Annotated in this window: 15 protein-coding genes; 10 read left to right on the top strand and 5 right to left on the bottom strand. The window is 65.3% G+C overall.

Annotated elements, in window-relative coordinates:
• The first annotated feature begins 166 nt into the window (after positions 1–166).
• From tpiA to CE453_RS16070, 3 genes are all read left to right on the top strand, one after another.
• Positions 167–931, top strand: a complete 765-nt coding sequence (gene tpiA / locus CE453_RS16080) for a triose-phosphate isomerase (protein WP_089175505.1) — start codon at positions 167–169, stop codon at positions 929–931.
• 142 nt (positions 932–1073) lie between these two features.
• Positions 1074–1490 (top strand): preprotein translocase subunit SecG, encoded by a 417-nt coding sequence (gene secG, locus CE453_RS16075; RefSeq protein WP_089175504.1) that lies wholly within the window; start codon positions 1074–1076, stop codon positions 1488–1490.
• 152 nt (positions 1491–1642) lie between these two features.
• A complete protein-coding gene (locus tag CE453_RS16070; RefSeq protein WP_089175503.1) occupies positions 1643–3271 on the top strand; it encodes a CTP synthase in 1629 nt (542 codons plus the stop codon).
• An 8-nt stretch (positions 3272–3279) separates the two neighbouring features.
• On the opposite strand, the gene CE453_RS16065 is transcribed toward CE453_RS16070, so the two are convergent.
• Complete coding sequence (locus CE453_RS16065) at positions 3280–3663, bottom strand: GFA family protein (RefSeq protein ID WP_089177935.1); 384 nt, start codon at positions 3661–3663, stop codon at positions 3280–3282.
• 116 nt (positions 3664–3779) lie between these two features.
• Here CE453_RS16065 and CE453_RS16060 point away from each other — a divergent pair, with 116 nt between their 5' ends.
• From CE453_RS16060 to CE453_RS16045, 4 genes are all read left to right on the top strand, one after another.
• Positions 3780–4181, top strand: a complete 402-nt coding sequence (locus tag CE453_RS16060; protein ID WP_089175502.1) for a DUF350 domain-containing protein — start codon at positions 3780–3782, stop codon at positions 4179–4181.
• Positions 4182–4190: 9 nt separating this feature from the next.
• On the top strand, positions 4191–4814 hold the full coding sequence (locus CE453_RS16055) for a DUF1190 domain-containing protein (protein WP_089175501.1): 624 nt from the start codon (positions 4191–4193) through the stop codon (positions 4812–4814).
• Between the two features lies 1 nt (position 4815).
• Positions 4816–5985, top strand: coding sequence for a glutathionylspermidine synthase family protein (locus CE453_RS16050; RefSeq protein ID WP_089175500.1), 1170 nt, complete (start codon positions 4816–4818; stop codon positions 5983–5985).
• A 92-nt stretch (positions 5986–6077) separates the two neighbouring features.
• Positions 6078–6959: a VOC family protein gene (locus CE453_RS16045; RefSeq protein ID WP_089175499.1), complete on the top strand. Its 882-nt coding sequence runs from the start codon at positions 6078–6080 to the stop codon at positions 6957–6959.
• Between the two features lie 32 nt (positions 6960–6991).
• Here CE453_RS16045 and mdoH read toward each other — a convergent pair whose 3' ends face one another.
• On the bottom strand, positions 6992–9133 hold the full coding sequence (gene mdoH, locus CE453_RS16040) for a glucans biosynthesis glucosyltransferase MdoH (RefSeq protein ID WP_089175498.1): 2142 nt from the start codon (positions 9131–9133) through the stop codon (positions 6992–6994).
• Between the two features lie 32 nt (positions 9134–9165).
• Positions 9166–10725, bottom strand: coding sequence for an OpgD/OpgG family glucan biosynthesis protein (locus CE453_RS16035; protein ID WP_089175497.1), 1560 nt, complete (start codon positions 10723–10725; stop codon positions 9166–9168).
• 295 nt (positions 10726–11020) lie between these two features.
• On the opposite strand from CE453_RS16035, the gene glmU reads away from it, so the two are divergent.
• A complete protein-coding gene (gene glmU, locus CE453_RS16030) occupies positions 11021–12388 on the top strand; it encodes a bifunctional UDP-N-acetylglucosamine diphosphorylase/glucosamine-1-phosphate N-acetyltransferase GlmU (protein WP_089177934.1) in 1368 nt (455 codons plus the stop codon).
• A 119-nt stretch (positions 12389–12507) separates the two neighbouring features.
• Positions 12508–14328, top strand: coding sequence for a glutamine--fructose-6-phosphate transaminase (isomerizing) (gene glmS / locus CE453_RS16025; protein WP_089175496.1), 1821 nt, complete (start codon positions 12508–12510; stop codon positions 14326–14328).
• 42 nt (positions 14329–14370) lie between these two features.
• Here the strand turns inward: glmS and CE453_RS16020 are convergent, their stop codons facing one another.
• The gene (locus CE453_RS16020; RefSeq protein WP_089175495.1) at positions 14371–14802 is read right to left on the bottom strand and encodes a YbaN family protein; all 432 of its coding nucleotides are present in this window, start codon (positions 14800–14802) and stop codon (positions 14371–14373) included.
• Positions 14803–14885: 83 nt separating this feature from the next.
• Here CE453_RS16020 and CE453_RS16015 point away from each other — a divergent pair, with 83 nt between their 5' ends.
• Entirely contained in the window at positions 14886–15602 is a 717-nt protein-coding gene (locus tag CE453_RS16015; protein WP_089175494.1) for a DUF502 domain-containing protein, read from the top strand.
• Here CE453_RS16015 and CE453_RS16010 read toward each other — a convergent pair.
• A complete protein-coding gene (locus tag CE453_RS16010) occupies positions 15592–16425 on the bottom strand; it encodes an AraC family transcriptional regulator (protein ID WP_089175493.1) in 834 nt (277 codons plus the stop codon). The genes CE453_RS16015 and CE453_RS16010 overlap by 11 nt on opposite strands.
• Positions 16426–16450 lie beyond the last annotated feature (25 nt).

Here is a 16450-nt window from a genome sequence, read left to right as displayed (position 1 = left end):
TCGTGGCGCGAAACCGGAACCGCGCGCGTTTTGTCGGCGCTGCTTATAGGAACCGGCGGCGAAAGCCGCAATCGTCGCCGTGGAATCCCTGGCCGCTTCTCATGAGATTGCGGCGCCAGCCGGGCATTGGTAGAGCCGGTCCGAGCAAATCCGGAGGAAAGCAGACGTGACGCGCAGCATCAGGCCGCTGGTGGCCGGCAACTGGAAGATGAACGGGCTGAAGGCCGACCTCGCCATCGCGACCGAAGTCGCCCGCGGCTACGACGCCTCGCTCAAGGCCGCCGTCGACCTGGCGATCTGCCCGCCTTCGACCCTGCTTTTCACCGCTACGGCCGCGTTGATCGGCTCGCGCATCGCGAGCGGCGGGCAGGATTGCAGCCTCCAGCCTGCCGGCGCCTTCACCGGCGAGGTTTCGGCGGCGATGCTGGCGGATGCCGGCGCGAGCTTCTGCATCGTCGGCCATTCCGAGCGGCGCACGCTCCATGGCGAGGACAATGCGACGGTTCGTGCCAAGGCCGAGGCGGCGCGCAAGGCGCTTCTGGTGCCGATCGTCTGCGTCGGCGAGACGCGGGCCGAGCGCGAGGCCGGCAAGGCGCTGGCCGTGATACGCAAGCAGCTCAAGGGCTCGGTGCCGGAAGGGCTCGATGCCGCGAGCCTTGTCGTCGCCTATGAGCCGGTCTGGGCGATCGGCACCGGGCTGACGCCGACCGCCGCCGACGTTGCGGAGATGCACGCCTCGATCCGCGCGGATCTGGCGCGGATCGTCGGCAAGGCTGCCGCAGCCGGCGTCCGGCTCCTCTATGGCGGCTCGGTCAAGCCCTCGAACGCGGCCGAATTGATGAGCGTTGCCAATGTCGACGGGGCGCTTGTGGGCGGTGCCAGCCTCAAGGCCGAGGAGTTTTTGGCGATCGCGCGGGCCTGCGCCGGCTGAAGGGCGAGACAATTCGCCTGTCGTCGAGGGGTGGCGCAGCCGGAAACCCCGTGCTATGTGCGCCGCCGAATTCGCCTCGACCTTTCGAGGAGGAGCGGGTGGCCCTTGGCGGTGGCCCGCGCCATGCCCATTTCGTGAGATCATGCAGAACGTTCTCATCGTTATCCATCTGATCATCGTCGTCGCGCTCGTCGGCGTTGTGCTGCTGCAACGCTCCGAAGGCGGCGGGCTTGGCATGGGCTCCGGCGGCGGTGGCGTCGGCGGTTTCATGACTGGCCGCGGCCAGGCGAATGCGCTGACGCGGGCGACTGCGATCCTCGCGGGCCTGTTCTTCCTGACTTCGATCGTGCTGGCCGTCATGGCCAATCGCGGCCGTGTGCAGCGCTCGATCATCGACGGCGCCCCGGCGACGACCGCTCCGGCCAATCCGGGCCAGCCTGCGGCGCCGAGCGCGCCCAATGCCGGCGGCGTGCTCGATCAGCTCCGCCAGCTCCAGAACCAGACGCAAGGCGGCGCACAGCCGCCGACCCCGGCGCCGCCAGCGGCACCGCAGCAATAACCAGGGCAGGGCCGGGAAACCGGCCCTTCTCTTTTGTGTGGAGACGGGCCGGGCGACCGGCCCTCTCTTTTGTGGACAAGCGCGCAGAGCAGGTCGGGACTGCAATGCTTGCGCTTAGCGAATCGAACCCGTGGCGATAGAGGTGAATTCCCATGACGCGGTATGTTTTCATCACCGGCGGCGTGGTGTCCTCGCTTGGCAAAGGCCTGGCGGCGGCGGCTCTCGCAGCCCTTCTGCAGGCGCGTGGCTACAAGGTCCGCCTGCGCAAGCTCGACCCCTACCTCAATGTCGATCCGGGCACGATGAGTCCGTATCAGCATGGCGAGGTCTTCGTCACCGATGATGGCGCCGAGACCGATCTCGATCTCGGCCATTACGAGCGTTTCACCGGCCGGCCCTGCAACAAGGGCGACAACATCACCACCGGCCGCATCTACATGGACATCCTGACCAAGGAGCGCCGTGGCGACTATCTCGGCGCCACCATCCAGGTCGTCCCGCACGTCACCAACGCGATCAAGGAGTTCATCCTCGATGGCAACGAGGATTACGACTTCACCCTGGTCGAGATCGGCGGCACGGTCGGCGACATCGAGAGCCTGCCCTTCCTCGAAGCTATCCGCCAGACCAACCAGCAACTGCCACGTGGCCAGTGCATCTTCGTCCACTTGACGCTGCTGCCCTACATCCCGACCGCCGGCGAGCTGAAGACCAAGCCGACCCAGCATTCGGTCGCCGAATTGCGCTCGATCGGCATCCAGCCGGACATCCTGCTCTGCCGCACCGACCGCGAGATTCCGCGCGAGGAGCGCCGCAAGCTCGCGCTGTTCTGCAATGTCAGGGAGACCGCGGTCATCGAGGCCCGCGACGTCGCCTCGATCTATGACGTGCCGCTGTCTTATCACGCGGAAGGGCTCGACACCGAGGTGCTCGCCGCCTTCGGCCTCGACGCCACGACAGAGCCTGACGTCTCGAACTGGAAGCGCATCTCCGACCGGGTGAAGAATCCCGAAGGCGAGGTCACCATCGCCGTCGTCGGCAAATACACCGGCATGAAGGACGCCTATAAGTCCCTCATCGAGGCGTTGACCCATGGCGGCATCGCCAACAACGTCAAGGTCAATCTCGACTGGATCGAATCCGAGGTCTTCGAGAAGGAGGACCCGGCGCCCTTCCTAGAGCATGTCCACGGCATCCTCGTTCCGGGCGGCTTCGGCTATCGCGGTGCCGAGGGCAAGATCAAGGCGGCGACCTTCGCCCGCCAGCGCAAGGTACCTTATTTCGGCATCTGCTTCGGCATGCAGATGGCGGTCATCGAGGCGGCTCGTTCGCTCGCCGGCATCGAGGAAGCCAGCTCGACCGAATTCGGCGAGACCAAGGAGCCGGTCGTCGGCCTGATGACCGAATGGCTGAAGGGCAACGAGCTGGAGCAGCGCGCCGCCGGTGGAGATCTCGGCGGCACGATGCGGCTCGGCGCTTATGCCTCGCAGCTCCTGCCCGACACCAAGATCGCGAAGATCTACGGTTCGACCGAAATCTCGGAGCGCCATCGCCACCGTTACGAGGTCAACATGAACTATCGCCAGCGGCTCGAGGCGCAGGGCATGCGTTTCAGTGGCGTCTCGCCGGACGGGCTGCTGCCGGAGACGGTCGAGTACCCCGACCACCCCTGGTTCATCGGCGTGCAATATCACCCCGAGCTGAAGTCGCGTCCCTTCGAGCCGCATCCGCTCTTCGCGAGCTTCATCGAGGCCGCGGTCGTCCAGAGCCGCCTGGTCTGATCTTTGGCCTATCGATCGAGGACAACCGCCGCCCAGGGGTGGCGGTGCTGCTCGAAAACGGCTTTCCGGGGGGCGGGGAAATCGGGGGCGGCAAAGGCCCCGACCGCCACGGCGACCGTCTCCGGCTTGCGGGACGGTTCCCAGAAGACCGTGCTGCCGCAGCTCGGGCAGAAATGATGCAGGACACGGAAGCCGCTGTCGGCAGGCCGGTCGTAGTCGAGGTAGGTTCCCGAAACGAGGACGTCCGCCCGCGCGAAGAAAGCGGCGATGCCGTAGGCGCTCCCGGTTCGTCTCTGACACTCGCGGCAATGGCAGAGCGCGACGGTGACCGGCTCTCCCTGGCAAATGACACGCAGCTGGCCGCAGCTGCAGCAGGCTTCTCGGGTCGTCATGTCGCGCATCCTAGCTTTAGATGATGGCAGGCGCAGCTTTTTCGACTAGCTCCCGATAGCGCTCGACAGTCACTCGCCTATAGTGAGGCAGGGCGCGACCTGGCTGGGGGCGGGGCATGACGATCTCAATGGCGGGTTTGCCCGCATTTTTGCTCTACTTCGTCGTCGGCACGGCGCTCATTGCGGCCTTCGCGGTGATCTATCTTCGTATGACGGCACATGACGAGATCGCCCTGATCCGCAGCGGCAACCTCTCGGCCGCCATCGCTCTCGGTGGTAATCTCGTCGGCTTCGCCGTTCCGCTTGAAAAGGCGATCGCACAAGCGAGCAGCATTCCCGACTGCGTGCTCTGGGCCGTCGCGGCGATGCTCGTCCAGTTCGCGGCCTATGGCCTCGCGCGGATCGTGATCCCGGACCTTTCCCGGAAGATCGCGGAGGATCGATTGCCGTCGGCCGCCATGTTGGCCGTGATCGCCGTCATTTCGGGCACGCTGGCGGGCGCCAGCATGACGATCTGAGGTGACGCCATGAAGCGCTCAACGCAGATCGGATTGGCCGCCGTCGGTGTCGTACTCGTCGCCTCGATCTGGTCGCGCTCCAGCGAGGAAACGCAGGAAAGCCTCGTCTACAACAGCCTGAGCGATTGCCGTGCCGGCGGACAGCTCAGTGCGCAGCAATGCGAGACGGCTTTCTCCGAAGCGGCCGCGGCACGCCTCAAGGATGCGCCGAAATACAGCACGCAGAACGAATGCGAGGTGCAATACGGCACCAACGGCTGCTCGACGGCGAGCATCGGCGGCGCGCAATATTTCATCCCTGCTCTGGCCGGCTTCATGCTGGCGCGGGGGCTGGCCGGTGCTCAGGCGCAGCCGCTCCTGCCGCCGACCGCCGCAACCTGCCCGCCGGGGTCTCCTCAGCCGGAATGTCAGCAGGCGCGGGCCGCCACCTCCTCGTCGTCATCGGGCAGTGGTGGCTCCTATGGCAGCGGTTCCTCGGGGGGAAGCCGCTCGCGCGCCTATTCGACCACGACCGGCCGCGGCTTCACCGTCACGCCGACCAGTATGCGGGGCGTGAGCTCGACGACCAGCGTCGCGTCGCGGGGCGGCTTCGGCTCTTTCGCCCGCTCCTTTTCCTCGCACTCATCATCGTGACATGCGTCGGGTCACCGTTCCACCGCGCCCGGACTGGATCGAACAGGTCGAGCGTCTCGGCTTTGCTTTCCATACCATCGACGGCGAAACCTATTGGGACGAGAGCGCTGCCTTCGCCTTTACCCTCGCTGAGATCGAGAGCGACATCGAGGCGCCGACAGAGGCGATCGAGGAACTCTGCTTCGTCTTCATCGAGAAGGCGCTCGGCAGCGAGGAAATCCTGAACAAGCTCGCCATTCCGGCCGCGCATTGGGACTATATCCGCGAAAGCTGGCAGCGCGGCGAGCGCAATCTCTATGGCCGCCTTGACCTCGCCTATGACGGGCATGGCCCCGCGAAGCTGCTCGAATACAATGCCGATACGCCGACTGCCCTGTTCGAATCGAGCGTGGTGCAATGGGACTGGCTTGAGCAGGCGATGGCGCGTGGGGCGATTCCCGCCGGCAGCGACCAATTCAACTCGCTGCATGAGCGGCTGATCGCTGCCTTCGGCGGCTTGCGCACGCCGTCGCCCTACCGCCTGCATCTCACCTGCGTCCAGGGTAGCGCCGAGGACAAGGGCACGGTCGATTATCTGTTGGACTGCGCCGTCCAGGCGGGGCTTGATGCCCGCTTCACCTATATTGAGGAGATCGGTTTGCTCACGGATGGGCGCTTCTGCGACGGTGCAAACCAGCCGATCGAGACCCTGTTCAAGCTCTACCCCTGGGAATGGATGTTTCGTGAGCGCTATGGCGATGCGCTTAGCCGTTCGCACTGCCAGTTCATCGAGCCGCCCTGGAAAGCGCTGCTCTCGAACAAGGGACTGCTCGCCTGCCTCTGGGAGATGGAGCCGGGCCATCCCAACCTGCTGCCGGCCTTCTTCGAAGGTGACCCGCGCTGTGCGACGCTTTCGGCTCGCCACGTCCGCAAGCCACTCTATTCGCGAGAGGGCGCCAATGTCACGCTGATGGAGCGCGGCCAGGTCATCGACAGCGACGACGGCCCCTATGGCGCCGAAGGCCATATCCTGCAGGATGCTGCGACGAATCTTTTTTCAGACGATGGCCATTACGCGGTGCTCGGCTCCTGGCTTGTCGCCTCGCAGCCCTGCGGGCTCTGCATGCGCGAGGATGCCTCGCCGATCACGAAGAACACCTCGCGCTTCCTGCCGCATTTCATCGAGCCGTGAGGGAGGACGACGCGAGCGTCGCAATGGCATTTCAAAGCCGTCGGAAAATGCTCTAGCCTTCCGGTCCGACAAGCCTGCCGAAAGAGTCTGCCATGCCTGCATCAGTCTCCACGCCTCGCGGCCTCGACCATCTCGTCATCGGCGTCCGCGATCTCGACGCGGCGGGAACCCTCTATGAGAAGCTCGGCTTCAAGGTCGGTGCGCGCAATCGTCATCCATGGGGCACCGAAAACCGGATCGTCCAGTTTCCTGGATCGTTCCTCGAACTGGTGACGGTGGGAGATGCCGGTGCCATTCCGCCGGCCGGCGAGAGGACCTTCTCCTTTGGCGCCTTCGTCCGCGACGCGTTGGCGGAGCAGGGGGAAGGGCTTTCGATGCTGGTGCTTGAAAGCCAGGATGCCAAGGCCGATGCCGCTGCGTTCAAGGCCGCCGGCATCGGGGATTACGAGCCCTTCTTCTTCGAGCGGCAAGGCAAGCGGCCGGACGGCTCGACGGTGCGGGTCGCCTTCGAACTCGCTTTCGCGACAGACCCCAAGGCGCCGGAATGCGGCTTCTTTGTCTGCCAGCAGTTCGAGCCGCAGAATTTCTGGAATACGGAGTTCCAGCAACATACGAATGGCGCGACGGCGCTCGCGTCTGCCGTGATGTTGGCCGATGATCCGGCCGCCCATCGCGCTTTTCTGACCACTTTCAGCGGTGGCGCCGAAGTGCTGGAAGGCAACGAGGATTACGTCCTTGCCCTGCCGCGCGGCCGCCTCGACGTGCTCGATCCCGAAACGGCACTCGGTGCCTATCAGGTCGAGCCCGATACGACGCCGGCCCGCTTCCTGGGCTTCTGTGTCTCGGTACCCGATCTTGAGGCCGTGGCCGAGCGGCTGACGGCCGCCGGAATCCCCTTCATCCAGAACGAGGAGAGGGTCTTCGTCCAGGCCGAGGACGCGCTGGGCTGCATGGTGGCTTTCGAATCGGCCTGACCGCAAAGCGGCTGTGAAAGGCGAGGCGCGGATCAGGCCGCGCTCTCGGCCCTCTCAGCCGGCAGGGTCGACAGAAGCCCGATCAAGGCGCGGTCGTGCAGCACGACCATGCGCTCCTTCGGCTTCAGCCAGATTGCGGCATCCTCGATGGTCTCGGCGTCGACGAGCTTGGCCTGGGCCACGGCGCGCTCCGGGTCGATCTCGCCGCGACGCCGAAGCTGTGCGTCGGGCAACATCAGCTCGTGGGCGTGCCGGAGCTCGGCATCGGCATGGATCGCCTTCAGCCCGTCGGCATCGTCGAAGCCGGCCTTGGCGAATTCGGTCTGCAACTCGTTCGCCCTCAGTGCGACCGATGGTGGGTCGCCTTCCTCCGGGGTGAGCAACAGGCCGCGGCGCTTGAGCCATAGACCGATGGCGAGCTGCCCCGAAGCCCATGACAGCGGAATCGCCAGCACGAGGCCGACGATCGTCGGCGACATCCAGGCGAAAAGCGACGTCGCGATCATGAAAGCCGAGAGGCCTGTCACCACGCCCAGCACCGTATGAGTGCGGTGCCGGCGGACGATGTCGTTGAATGGGATCGAGCCGTCGTCGCGCCGCTGCGGATTCCAGCCGGTGTCGCGCCCGAGCAGGATCTGGAAGACCGAGCCCGACTGGATCAGCATCATGATCGGCGCGAAGAAGGCGGAGAACAGCACCTCGATCAGCGAGGACAGAATGAGCCGGATCGCGCCGCCTCCGGCACGGCGCAGCTTGTTGTTGAACAGAGTCAGCAGCAGGCCGAACAGCTTCGGCGCCAGCAGAATCGCCATGGTGATCGCGAACAACCGCAAGGCGCGCTCGGGGTCGAACCGCGGCCAGACCGGGAAGAGCGTGAATTCCTGCGTGAAGTACTCAGGTCGCGCGTAGTTGACCTGCAGCACGATCAGGATACCGACGACGAGCTGCATCAGCCAGAAGGGCGAAGCCAGATAGCCCATGATACCGGTGGCGAAATGCTGCCGCGTCGGCAGGACGAAGCCCTTCGCGCCGATGATGCGCGAATGCTGGAGATTGCCCTGGCACCAGCGCCGGTCGCGCACCGAGATGTCGATCAGCGAAGGCGGGCTCTCCTCATAGGATCCCGTGAGATCGGGCAGCATGTAGACCGACCAGCCGGCGCGGCGGATCAGCGCCGCCTCGACGAAGTCGTGGCTGAGCACGTGGCCGCCGAAGGGCGGCTTGCCCTTCAGGTCGGGAAGGCCGCAATGCTCGGCGAAGGCTCGCGTCCGGATGATGGCGTTGTGGCCCCAATAGTTGCCGTCACGGCCCGACCACATGGCGAGGCCTGTCGCGATCACGGGACCATAGACCCGCGCTGCGAATTGCTGGAGCCGCGCGAAGAAGGTGTTGCGATTGATGATCAGCGGCAGCGACTGGATGATACCGGCGTCAGGATCGGCTTCCATCGCGGCGGCGAGGCGCACGATGCAGCTTCCGGTCATCAGGCTGTCGGCGTCCAGCACGATCATGTTTTCGTAGTGCCCGCCCCAGCGGGCTACGAAATCCGCGATGTTGCCGGCCTTGCGATGGTGGTTCTTTGGCCGGTGGCGATAATAGACCCGCGAATTGGGGCCCAGTCGCTCGCGCAAGGCGAGGAAGGCACGCTCCTCCGAGACCCAGATATCGGGGTTGGTCGTGTCGGAGACGATGAAATAGTCGAAATGGTCACCGAGCCCCGTCGCCTCCACGGATTCGCGGATAGCGGCAACCGCTGCGAAGGTTCGCGCCGAGGACTCGTTGTAGATCGGCATCACCACCACGGTGCGGTGCTGCAGGCTCTCGGCCCGTTCCGCGCGACCGACCCCGAACAGCACGCCGAAGAAGCCGAGCACCGCACTGGTGAAGGCGAGCGCGATCCAGGAAAAGTTGATCGTGAACAGCACGAGCAACACGTACTGCAGCGAGGTCGTGCGGCTGACCGACACGACATGATACATTTCCCACGCGCCATAGGCGGTGAGAGCCAATCCTCCACCGAAGACGAAGAGCCTCTGTAGCCAGGGCGTCTTCCAGTTGCGCGGCTGAGCCGGCTTGCGGCGATCCGACGCGTTCCAGCGCCGGAAGGATTGCACGGGCATGACGAGCCGGCTCTCGGGCGGGGTCGCGGGCTCGCGGGAGACGATCGAGCGCATCTCTGAGGCCGCAGCGCTCGGGCGGGGCGCAGTTACCACGTCCATCGGTTCAACCAGGTTTCCGAGACGGCCTGACCGCCGGCTTGCAGGACGAGCCGGAGCTCGCAGAGATTTTCATTGCCCGGATCGACCTCGAAGCCGACGCGCATCAGCTTGCGCTCCGGGTACGGCCACAGGCGGACGTTCTGGATCGTGCCCGGCTGGGTCGAGATCGCTGCGCGGGTCGCGGCAACCACCCCGGCATCTGCCAGCTTGTCGCCGGTGAACTCGACGAGGAAGCGACGCCGGCGGCCCTGCGAACCCTTGCCCTGCCGCATGCGGGTCGCGATGGCGAGTTCCGGCCGGTCGGGCGGCTGCCAGCACCAGGCCTGGCGATAGCTCATGGTCGCCTCGGCGCCGGCGGCGAGCGGCTGCTTTGGCCGCCAGTACATGATGATGTTCCGGTTCGGCTCCGAATCGCTCGGGATCTCGATCAGCTGGACCGAACCGGCGCCCCAGTCGCCGAGCGGTTGCATCCAGACGCTGGGCCTCAGCTCGAAACGCTGGTCGTCGTCCTGGAACGCAGCCGCGTCGCGCTCGCGCTGCACCAGCCCGAAGCCCTTCGGATTCTGGTCGACGAAAGACGAGACCTGTAGCGCGGCGGGGTTGTTGACAGGGCGGTAGATCCACTCGCCGCCGCCCGATTGCATCTGCACGCCCGAGACCTCGTAGACGGAGGGGCGGACATCATCGAAGGTGCGCCGGCTTTGCGGACCGAAGAGGAAGGTACCGGTCGCGCAACCGAAGCCGACATGGTCGAGCGCCTGCCGCGGAAACAGAGTGGTCTCGACATCGATATAGGTGACGTCGCCAGGCCTGAGCGTCATTCGCACCGCGCCGCTCACACTTTCCGAATCGAGCAGTCCGTGGATGACCAGGGCAGCCGTCGCCGGATTAGGCCGCTCGATCCAGAAGGCCCGGAAAAACGGAATCTCCTCGCCGCGTTGCTCGCCTGGGCGCAGGATCAGGGCGCGGGCCATGGCGCCGAAATTCTGGCCGCGGGCGATGGCGCGGAAGAAGGTGGCGCCCTGAAAGCTCGCCACTTCGAAAGGCCGCTCCAGCCCGGTCGAGATGCGCATGCCGGAAAACTGCAGGTCGGCGCCGTCCGGTGGCGGTGCGACCCGGCCGTAGTCGAATTTGCTGCGATCGAACGGAACGCGGCGAATCACATCGTCCTCGACCGTGAACAGGCTGACCGGATTGGAGAAGACGTAGCCCCGATGCAGCGGCTCGACGGTGAAGCCGCGATTCTCGCCCGCCCAGATCGTGGCCCCGGGCTGCATCCGGATGCTGGAGTACTGATCGAACGGCAGGGTGGCATAGCCCTCCGGCAGATCCGTCGCCGCCAGGGGGAGCAAGGGTTTTTGCGCCAGCATCCGAGCTGCCTCGACGACCAGCGCGGGGTCGAAACGCTGCCCGTCATTCAGTGTCGGGATGTTGAAGGCGGCCGCGCCAGTCGGCGTTTGGGCCGATGCAGAAGCCGACAGCGACGCCAGCGCCGCTCCGCCCGCTGCGGCTTCCAGAAATTGTCTGCGATTCAAAGACTTCGCCATGTGGTCCAAACTACGCGGACGACGCCCTCGTCCTCCGCGCTTCTAGAGCATTTCCAATGCGGGTGAAAAGCGCCGACGAGCGGAAATCTCGCCAGATATGCTTTCGGATGATGCGGTTGCCGGTCAGCCGACCGGCGTCGTGTCGGTTTTCATAATCTCGCCCCTTCGGTCATGCGATAGACTTTGGCAAATGTCGCGCGGATCGGCTATCCACGCGCCCTGCAACGCCATCATGCGCCGGATCGACCGCAGCTTGTGCGGCCGATCCGCAAAGGAACCGAAAAACATGACCGAAATGCAGCCTGCCCGGTCGTGCCTCGCCATCGTTCTGGCGGCGGGCGAGGGCACACGCATGAAATCCCAGCGCCCCAAGGTGCTCCACGAGGTCGGCGGGCTTTCGTTGCTCGGCCATGCGTTATCGGCCGTTGCCGCTGCGGGCGCCGAAGCTGCGACGGTGGTGATCGGGCCGGATCGGCCGGAGGTTGCTCGTGAAGCGGCCACCCGTTTCCCCGCGGCGGAACTCGCGATCCAGCGGGAGCGGCGCGGGACAGCTCATGCGGTGCTGGCGGCGCGGGAGAGCCTGCGTCGCGGTTATGATGACGTGATCGTGGCCTTTGCCGACACGCCCTTGGTGCGGCCGGAGACCTTCGCTGCGCTGCGCGCCGGGCTCGCAACCGGAGCCGCGGTTGTGGTGCTCGGCTTCGAGGCCGTAGACCCGACCGGGTATGGCCGGCTCGTCGAGCGCGATGGCGAACTGGAAGAGATCGTCGAGCACAAGGACGCAACCGGAGCGCAGCGCGCGATCAAGCTCTGTAATGCGGGGCTGATGGCGCTCTCCGGCGAGCACGCGCTGGAGATTCTCGAAGCGATCGGCGACCACAATGCCCAGCGCGAGTTCTATCTGACCGACGCCGTCGCGATCGCACGGGCGCGCGGGCTCCATGCCAAGGTGCTGCGTGCTCCCGAAAGCGAGGTCCACGGTGTCAACGACCGGGTGCAGCTTGCCACGGCCGAGGCCGAGTTTCAGCAGCGCAAGCGGCTCGCGGTGATGAAGGGAGGGGCGACGCTGATGGCGCCCGAAACCGTCTTCTTCAGCTTCGATACGCAAGTCGGCAGCGATGTCCTGATCGAACCGAACTGTGTGTTCGGCCTCGGCGTCAGCATTGCCGATGGCGCCGTGATCCACGCCTTTTCGCATTTCGAGGGCGCCGAGATCGGGCCTGGAGCCATCGTTGGCCCCTTTGCCCGCCTGCGCCCCGGAGCGAAGCTCGCGGAACGGGCCAAGGCCGGCAATTTCGTGGAGATCAAGAACTCCGAGATTGGTGTCGGCGCCAAGGTCAATCACCTGACCTATATCGGCGACGCATCGGTCGGCGCTGCGGCAAATATCGGCGCGGGCACCATTACATGTAACTATGACGGCTTCTTCAAAGCGCGGACGACGATCGGAGAGGGCGCCTTCATCGGCTCGAATTCCTCGCTCGTCGCCCCCGTCACGGTCGGAGCGGGAGCCTATATCGGCTCCGGCTCCGTCATCACCGGAGACGTCAAGCCGGACGCTCTCGCCCTTGGCCGCGCCCGCCAGGCCGAGAAGGAGGGGTGGGCCAAGGCCTTCCGCACCGCGGCGATGGCGCGCAAGGCAGCCAAGAAAGCGGCGGAATAGGCGCGAAAGCGCGCAGAGTTCGCAGGTTTCCATTCACAGTTCGTCACGCATAGTGATTGGGCACACGCTCGTTTCGCAGCTATGCGCTTGGCCGATAGCAACGGCTGGAGGGGTCGCTCATGTGCGGCATCGTCGGGATTCTGGGCAAGGAAGCGGTGGCGACGCAGATATTCGAGGCGCTGCGGCGACTGGAATATCGCGGCTATGATTCCGCCGGCGTTGCAACGCTGGAAGCTGGCCAGCTCTCCCGGCGTCGTGCCGAAGGCAAGCTCCAGAATCTCCAGGTCCGGCTGTCAAACGAGCCGCTCGAAGGGCTGATCGGCATCGGCCATACGCGCTGGGCGACCCACGGCAGGCCCAACGAGACCAATGCCCACCCGCATGCGACCGCAAAGCTCGCGGTCGTCCATAACGGAATCATCGAGAATTTCCGCGAGCTGAAGACGGAGCTCGAAGCCGATGGCTATGGCTTCGAGACCCAGACCGATACCGAGGTCGTCGCTCAGCTCGTCACACGCGCCATGGATCGGGGCCTCGGCCCGGTCGAGGCGGTCGCGCATTGTCTCCCACGCCTGCGCGGCGCCTTCGCGCTCGCTTTCCTCTTCCAGGGCGAGGAGGACCTGCTGATCGGCGCGCGCAATGGGCCGCCGCTGGCGGTCGGCCTCGGTGACGGTGAGATGTATCTGGGCTCCGACGCCGTGGCGCTCGCCCCCTTCACCAATCTGATCGCCTATCTCGAGGAAGGCGATTGGGTTGTCCTCAACCGCCGTGGCGCCACCTTCTATGACCGGAGCAACCAGCAGGTCGAGCGCCGCGCCCGTCAGGTGGCCGCCGGCGCATTGCTGGTGGACAAGGGCAACCACCGGCACTTCATGTCGAAGGAAATTCACGAGCAGCCGGAGGTGGTCGGCCATACGCTGACGCACTATCTCGACATGGCGGCCGGGGCCTTGCGGTCGGTCGACGGGGTCGACTGGGCAAAGCTCTCGCGTGTCTCGATGTCGGCTTGTGGTACGGCGTATTATGCCGGGCTGACCGCCAAATACTGGTTCGAACGACTGGCCCGGCTGCCGGTCGAGATCGACGTCGCCTCGGAATTTCGCTACCGCGAGCCGCCGCTTCCAGAGGGGGGGCTATCGCTGTTCATCTCGCAGTCCGGCGAGACCGCCGACACGCTCGCCTGCCTGCAATATGCCCGCAAGCAGGCACAGGCCATCCTCTCGGTGGTCAATATGCAGACATCGACCATCGCGCGTGAGAGCGACGTTGTCGCTCCGACGCTCGCCGGTCCGGAGATCGGCGTCGCTTCGACCAAGGCCTTTACCTGCCAGCTGACGGCGCTCGCCTGTCTCGCCCTGTCGGCGGCGCGGGCGCGTGGCACGATTTCAGCGGAAGAAGAGGCGGGGTATGTCCGGGATCTGATCGCGCTGCCGGGCCTGATGACCAAGGTCCTCGAGATCGAGCCGCAGGTGGAGATGCTCTCGCGCGAGCTCTCCAAGGCCAAGGACGTGCTCTATCTCGGCCGGGGCACGAGCTTCCCGCTGGCGTTGGAAGGCGCGCTAAAACTTAAGGAAATCAGCTACATCCACGCGGAAGGTTATGCGGCGGGTGAGCTTAAGCATGGCCCGATCGCGCTGATCGACGAGGATATGCCGGTCATCGTGGTCGCGCCGCACGACGCGCTCTTCGAGAAAACCGCCTCCAACATGCAGGAGGTCGCGGCGCGCGGTGGCCGCATTATCCTGATCACCGACGCGAAGGGTGCCGCCGAGTGTGGCATCGAGCCCGAGGCGACGATCGTCATGCCGGACATGGATCCGGTCTTCGCGCCGATCGTCTACGCTCTGCCGATCCAGATGATTGCCTATCAAACGGCCGTTTTCATGGGCAAGGACGTCGATCAGCCGCGCAATCTGGCGAAATCCGTCACGGTGGAGTGACCGAAAGCGATCGACACCCGTCGTCATCGGCGGTGTCGAGCATCAGCTTTCAGGCCGGGATGAGACGTAGGCTCCCGCGCCGATCAGGCAGATCGCGGTCACGGCCAGCGCGATCGGTGGCGCCGAGGTCTGCGTCAGCAGGATGAAGCTCAGCGCCATCGAGCCGCAGGCGAGGTATTTCGCCCGCCGTGCGATGGCGCCCGTCTCGCGCCAGCGCAGGACATGCGGCCCGAGTTTCGGGTGGCCGACCAGCCAAGCCTCGAAGCGCGGCGAGGATCGCGAGAAGCACCAGGCCGCAAGAATCAGGAATACCGTTCCCGGCATCAGGGGCAGGACGAGCCCGGCTACGCCGAGCGCCGTGAAGACCCAGCCCAGCGCGAACAGCAGCGGCCGCGACCAGCGGCCCCGCGGCGGGTCGACATTGTCCACGGCCTCGTCCTTGCTTGTGTCGATATCGGGGCTGGCAGATGCCATGGCCTCGCTTATCTTGTCATATCGCGGCGCGATACTGCGCCTTCAAGCGAGCGAAAGGTCGCGCCGGTGAGCTGGGGAAACGAATGACTGGCGGGCTGCCCGATCCGCGCCTCGTCCTGCCGACGGAAATCCTGCGTCCGACCTGGGGCGCGCGGTTGCGACGATATTTTTTGACGGGGCTGGTTATCGCCGCCCCGCTTGCCATTACGGCTTCGGTGACCTGGTGGTTCATCAACTTCATCGACGGTCTGGTGAAGCCGCTCATCCCGAACTCGTACCTGCCCGATTCCTATCTGCCTTATCCGGTGCCCGGCTTCGGGCTGATCATCGGCTTCGTCGGGCTGACGCTACTCGGCTTCCTCACCGCCAATCTCGTCGGGCGCTCGCTCATCGGCGCTGGCGAGGCGATTCTCGACCGGATGCCGGTGATCCGCAGCCTCTATAAGGGCGTAAAGCAGGTCTTCGAAACGATCTTCTCCCAGTCCGGCACCTCGTTCCGCAAGGTGGGCATGGTCCAGTTCCCGCAGCCGGGCATGTGGTCGATCGTCTTCATTGCGCAGGAGGCGGCGTCCGACATCGCCGAAAGCCTGCCGGATGGCAACGAGCAGGTCGGCGTCTTCCTGCCTTGCACGCCCAACCCGACCACGGGTTTCTTTTTCTATTTGCCGCGGCGCGAGGTGGTCGAGCTGTCGATTTCGGTCGAGGACGGCGCCAAGCTCATCATGTCAGCCGGGCTGATCCAGCCCGGCGAGCCGAATGGCAAGCCGAAGATCGAGACGAAACCGCCCGTCAACGCTTGAGCGGCACCCAGATCTCGACAATTCCATTGCCGGTGGCGCCATCGAAACGCTCGTCCATGCGCTCCAGCGTCACGCCCATCTCGGGCTCACGACCGGATTTCGGGAACCAGTCCTGCCAGATCGCCTGGTAGGTCTGCGCGATTCCGGTGATATGGCCGCGATGCTCGAACACGGCATAGAGCTGCTCCGGCACGCTCAGCCGCGCGAATTCGTCGGTCAGGTCGCCGAAAAACGAAACCTCGGTTCCTGCGATATAGTCGAAGGCGCCGTTCTCGTCGCAATTGTAGCTCGCGCCATAGGCAACATAGCGGCGCTGGCCTGGGATATGGCCGAAATGCGGGGCGATCTTCTGCCAGAGCAGCGGGATGCCTTGGGTCTTGTCCATCGAGAAATGGCCGCTGAAGCCGGCGATCAGCAGTGGCTTGCCTGTGACGATCCGTGGCTCGGCGATGGGGGCGGGGGTGATGTCATGCATGGGCAGGGGCTCCACGAGGGCAAGCGAGGACAGGTCGCGCCGGGCGCGCAGCTCTTCCGGCGTGACGCCGAACTGCTCGCGAAAGGCGCGGGTGAAGGCTTCGTGGGAGCCATAACCCCAGTCGAGTGCGACCGTGAGGATGTCGGGCGCACCGTCAGCAAGCTGGCGCGCCGCCTCCGACAGTCGGCGCTCGCGTACATAGCGCATCACCGAGCGGCCAGTCGCCACGCCGAAGGCGCGACTGAGGTGGAAGCGCGAGACGCCGCTGACCTGCGCGATCTCGTCGAGCGTGAGCTCGGCGGTGAAGCGGCTTTCGATACACCAGATGGCTGTCTTGACGGGGTCCATGCTCTCTCCATGAAGCGTCGGCACC

The sequence above is a fragment of the Bosea sp. AS-1 genome, assembly GCF_002220095.1.
Classification (GTDB): Bacteria; Pseudomonadota; Alphaproteobacteria; order Rhizobiales; family Beijerinckiaceae; genus Allobosea.
The sequence above is the reverse complement of the archived record's forward strand: the minus strand, read 5'-3'. Positions and strand labels throughout refer to the sequence as shown.

Excerpts from the sequence above, each read along its gene's own strand:
- CE453_RS16035 (WP_089175497.1), bottom strand. The coding sequence starts at position 10,725 with ATGGCGAAGTCTTTGAATCGCAGACAATTTCTGGAAGCCGCAGCGGGC.
- CE453_RS16060 (WP_089175502.1), top strand. The coding sequence starts at position 3,780 with ATGACGATCTCAATGGCGGGTTTGCCCGCATTTTTGCTCTACTTCGTC.
- glmS (WP_089175496.1), top strand. The coding sequence starts at position 12,508 with ATGTGCGGCATCGTCGGGATTCTGGGCAAGGAAGCGGTGGCGACGCAG.
- CE453_RS16020 (WP_089175495.1), bottom strand. The coding sequence starts at position 14,802 with ATGGCATCTGCCAGCCCCGATATCGACACAAGCAAGGACGAGGCCGTG.
- CE453_RS16055 (WP_089175501.1), top strand. The coding sequence starts at position 4,191 with ATGAAGCGCTCAACGCAGATCGGATTGGCCGCCGTCGGTGTCGTACTC.
- CE453_RS16065 (WP_089177935.1), bottom strand. The coding sequence starts at position 3,663 with ATGACGACCCGAGAAGCCTGCTGCAGCTGCGGCCAGCTGCGTGTCATT.
- CE453_RS16015 (WP_089175494.1), top strand. The coding sequence starts at position 14,886 with ATGACTGGCGGGCTGCCCGATCCGCGCCTCGTCCTGCCGACGGAAATC.
- CE453_RS16010 (WP_089175493.1), bottom strand. The coding sequence starts at position 16,425 with ATGGACCCCGTCAAGACAGCCATCTGGTGTATCGAAAGCCGCTTCACC.
- secG (WP_089175504.1), top strand. The coding sequence starts at position 1,074 with ATGCAGAACGTTCTCATCGTTATCCATCTGATCATCGTCGTCGCGCTC.
- CE453_RS16050 (WP_089175500.1), top strand. The coding sequence starts at position 4,816 with ATGCGTCGGGTCACCGTTCCACCGCGCCCGGACTGGATCGAACAGGTC.
- glmU (WP_089177934.1), top strand. The coding sequence starts at position 11,021 with ATGCAGCCTGCCCGGTCGTGCCTCGCCATCGTTCTGGCGGCGGGCGAG.
- mdoH (WP_089175498.1), bottom strand. The coding sequence starts at position 9,133 with ATGCGCTCGATCGTCTCCCGCGAGCCCGCGACCCCGCCCGAGAGCCGG.
- CE453_RS16045 (WP_089175499.1), top strand. The coding sequence starts at position 6,078 with ATGCCTGCATCAGTCTCCACGCCTCGCGGCCTCGACCATCTCGTCATC.
- CE453_RS16070 (WP_089175503.1), top strand. The coding sequence starts at position 1,643 with ATGACGCGGTATGTTTTCATCACCGGCGGCGTGGTGTCCTCGCTTGGC.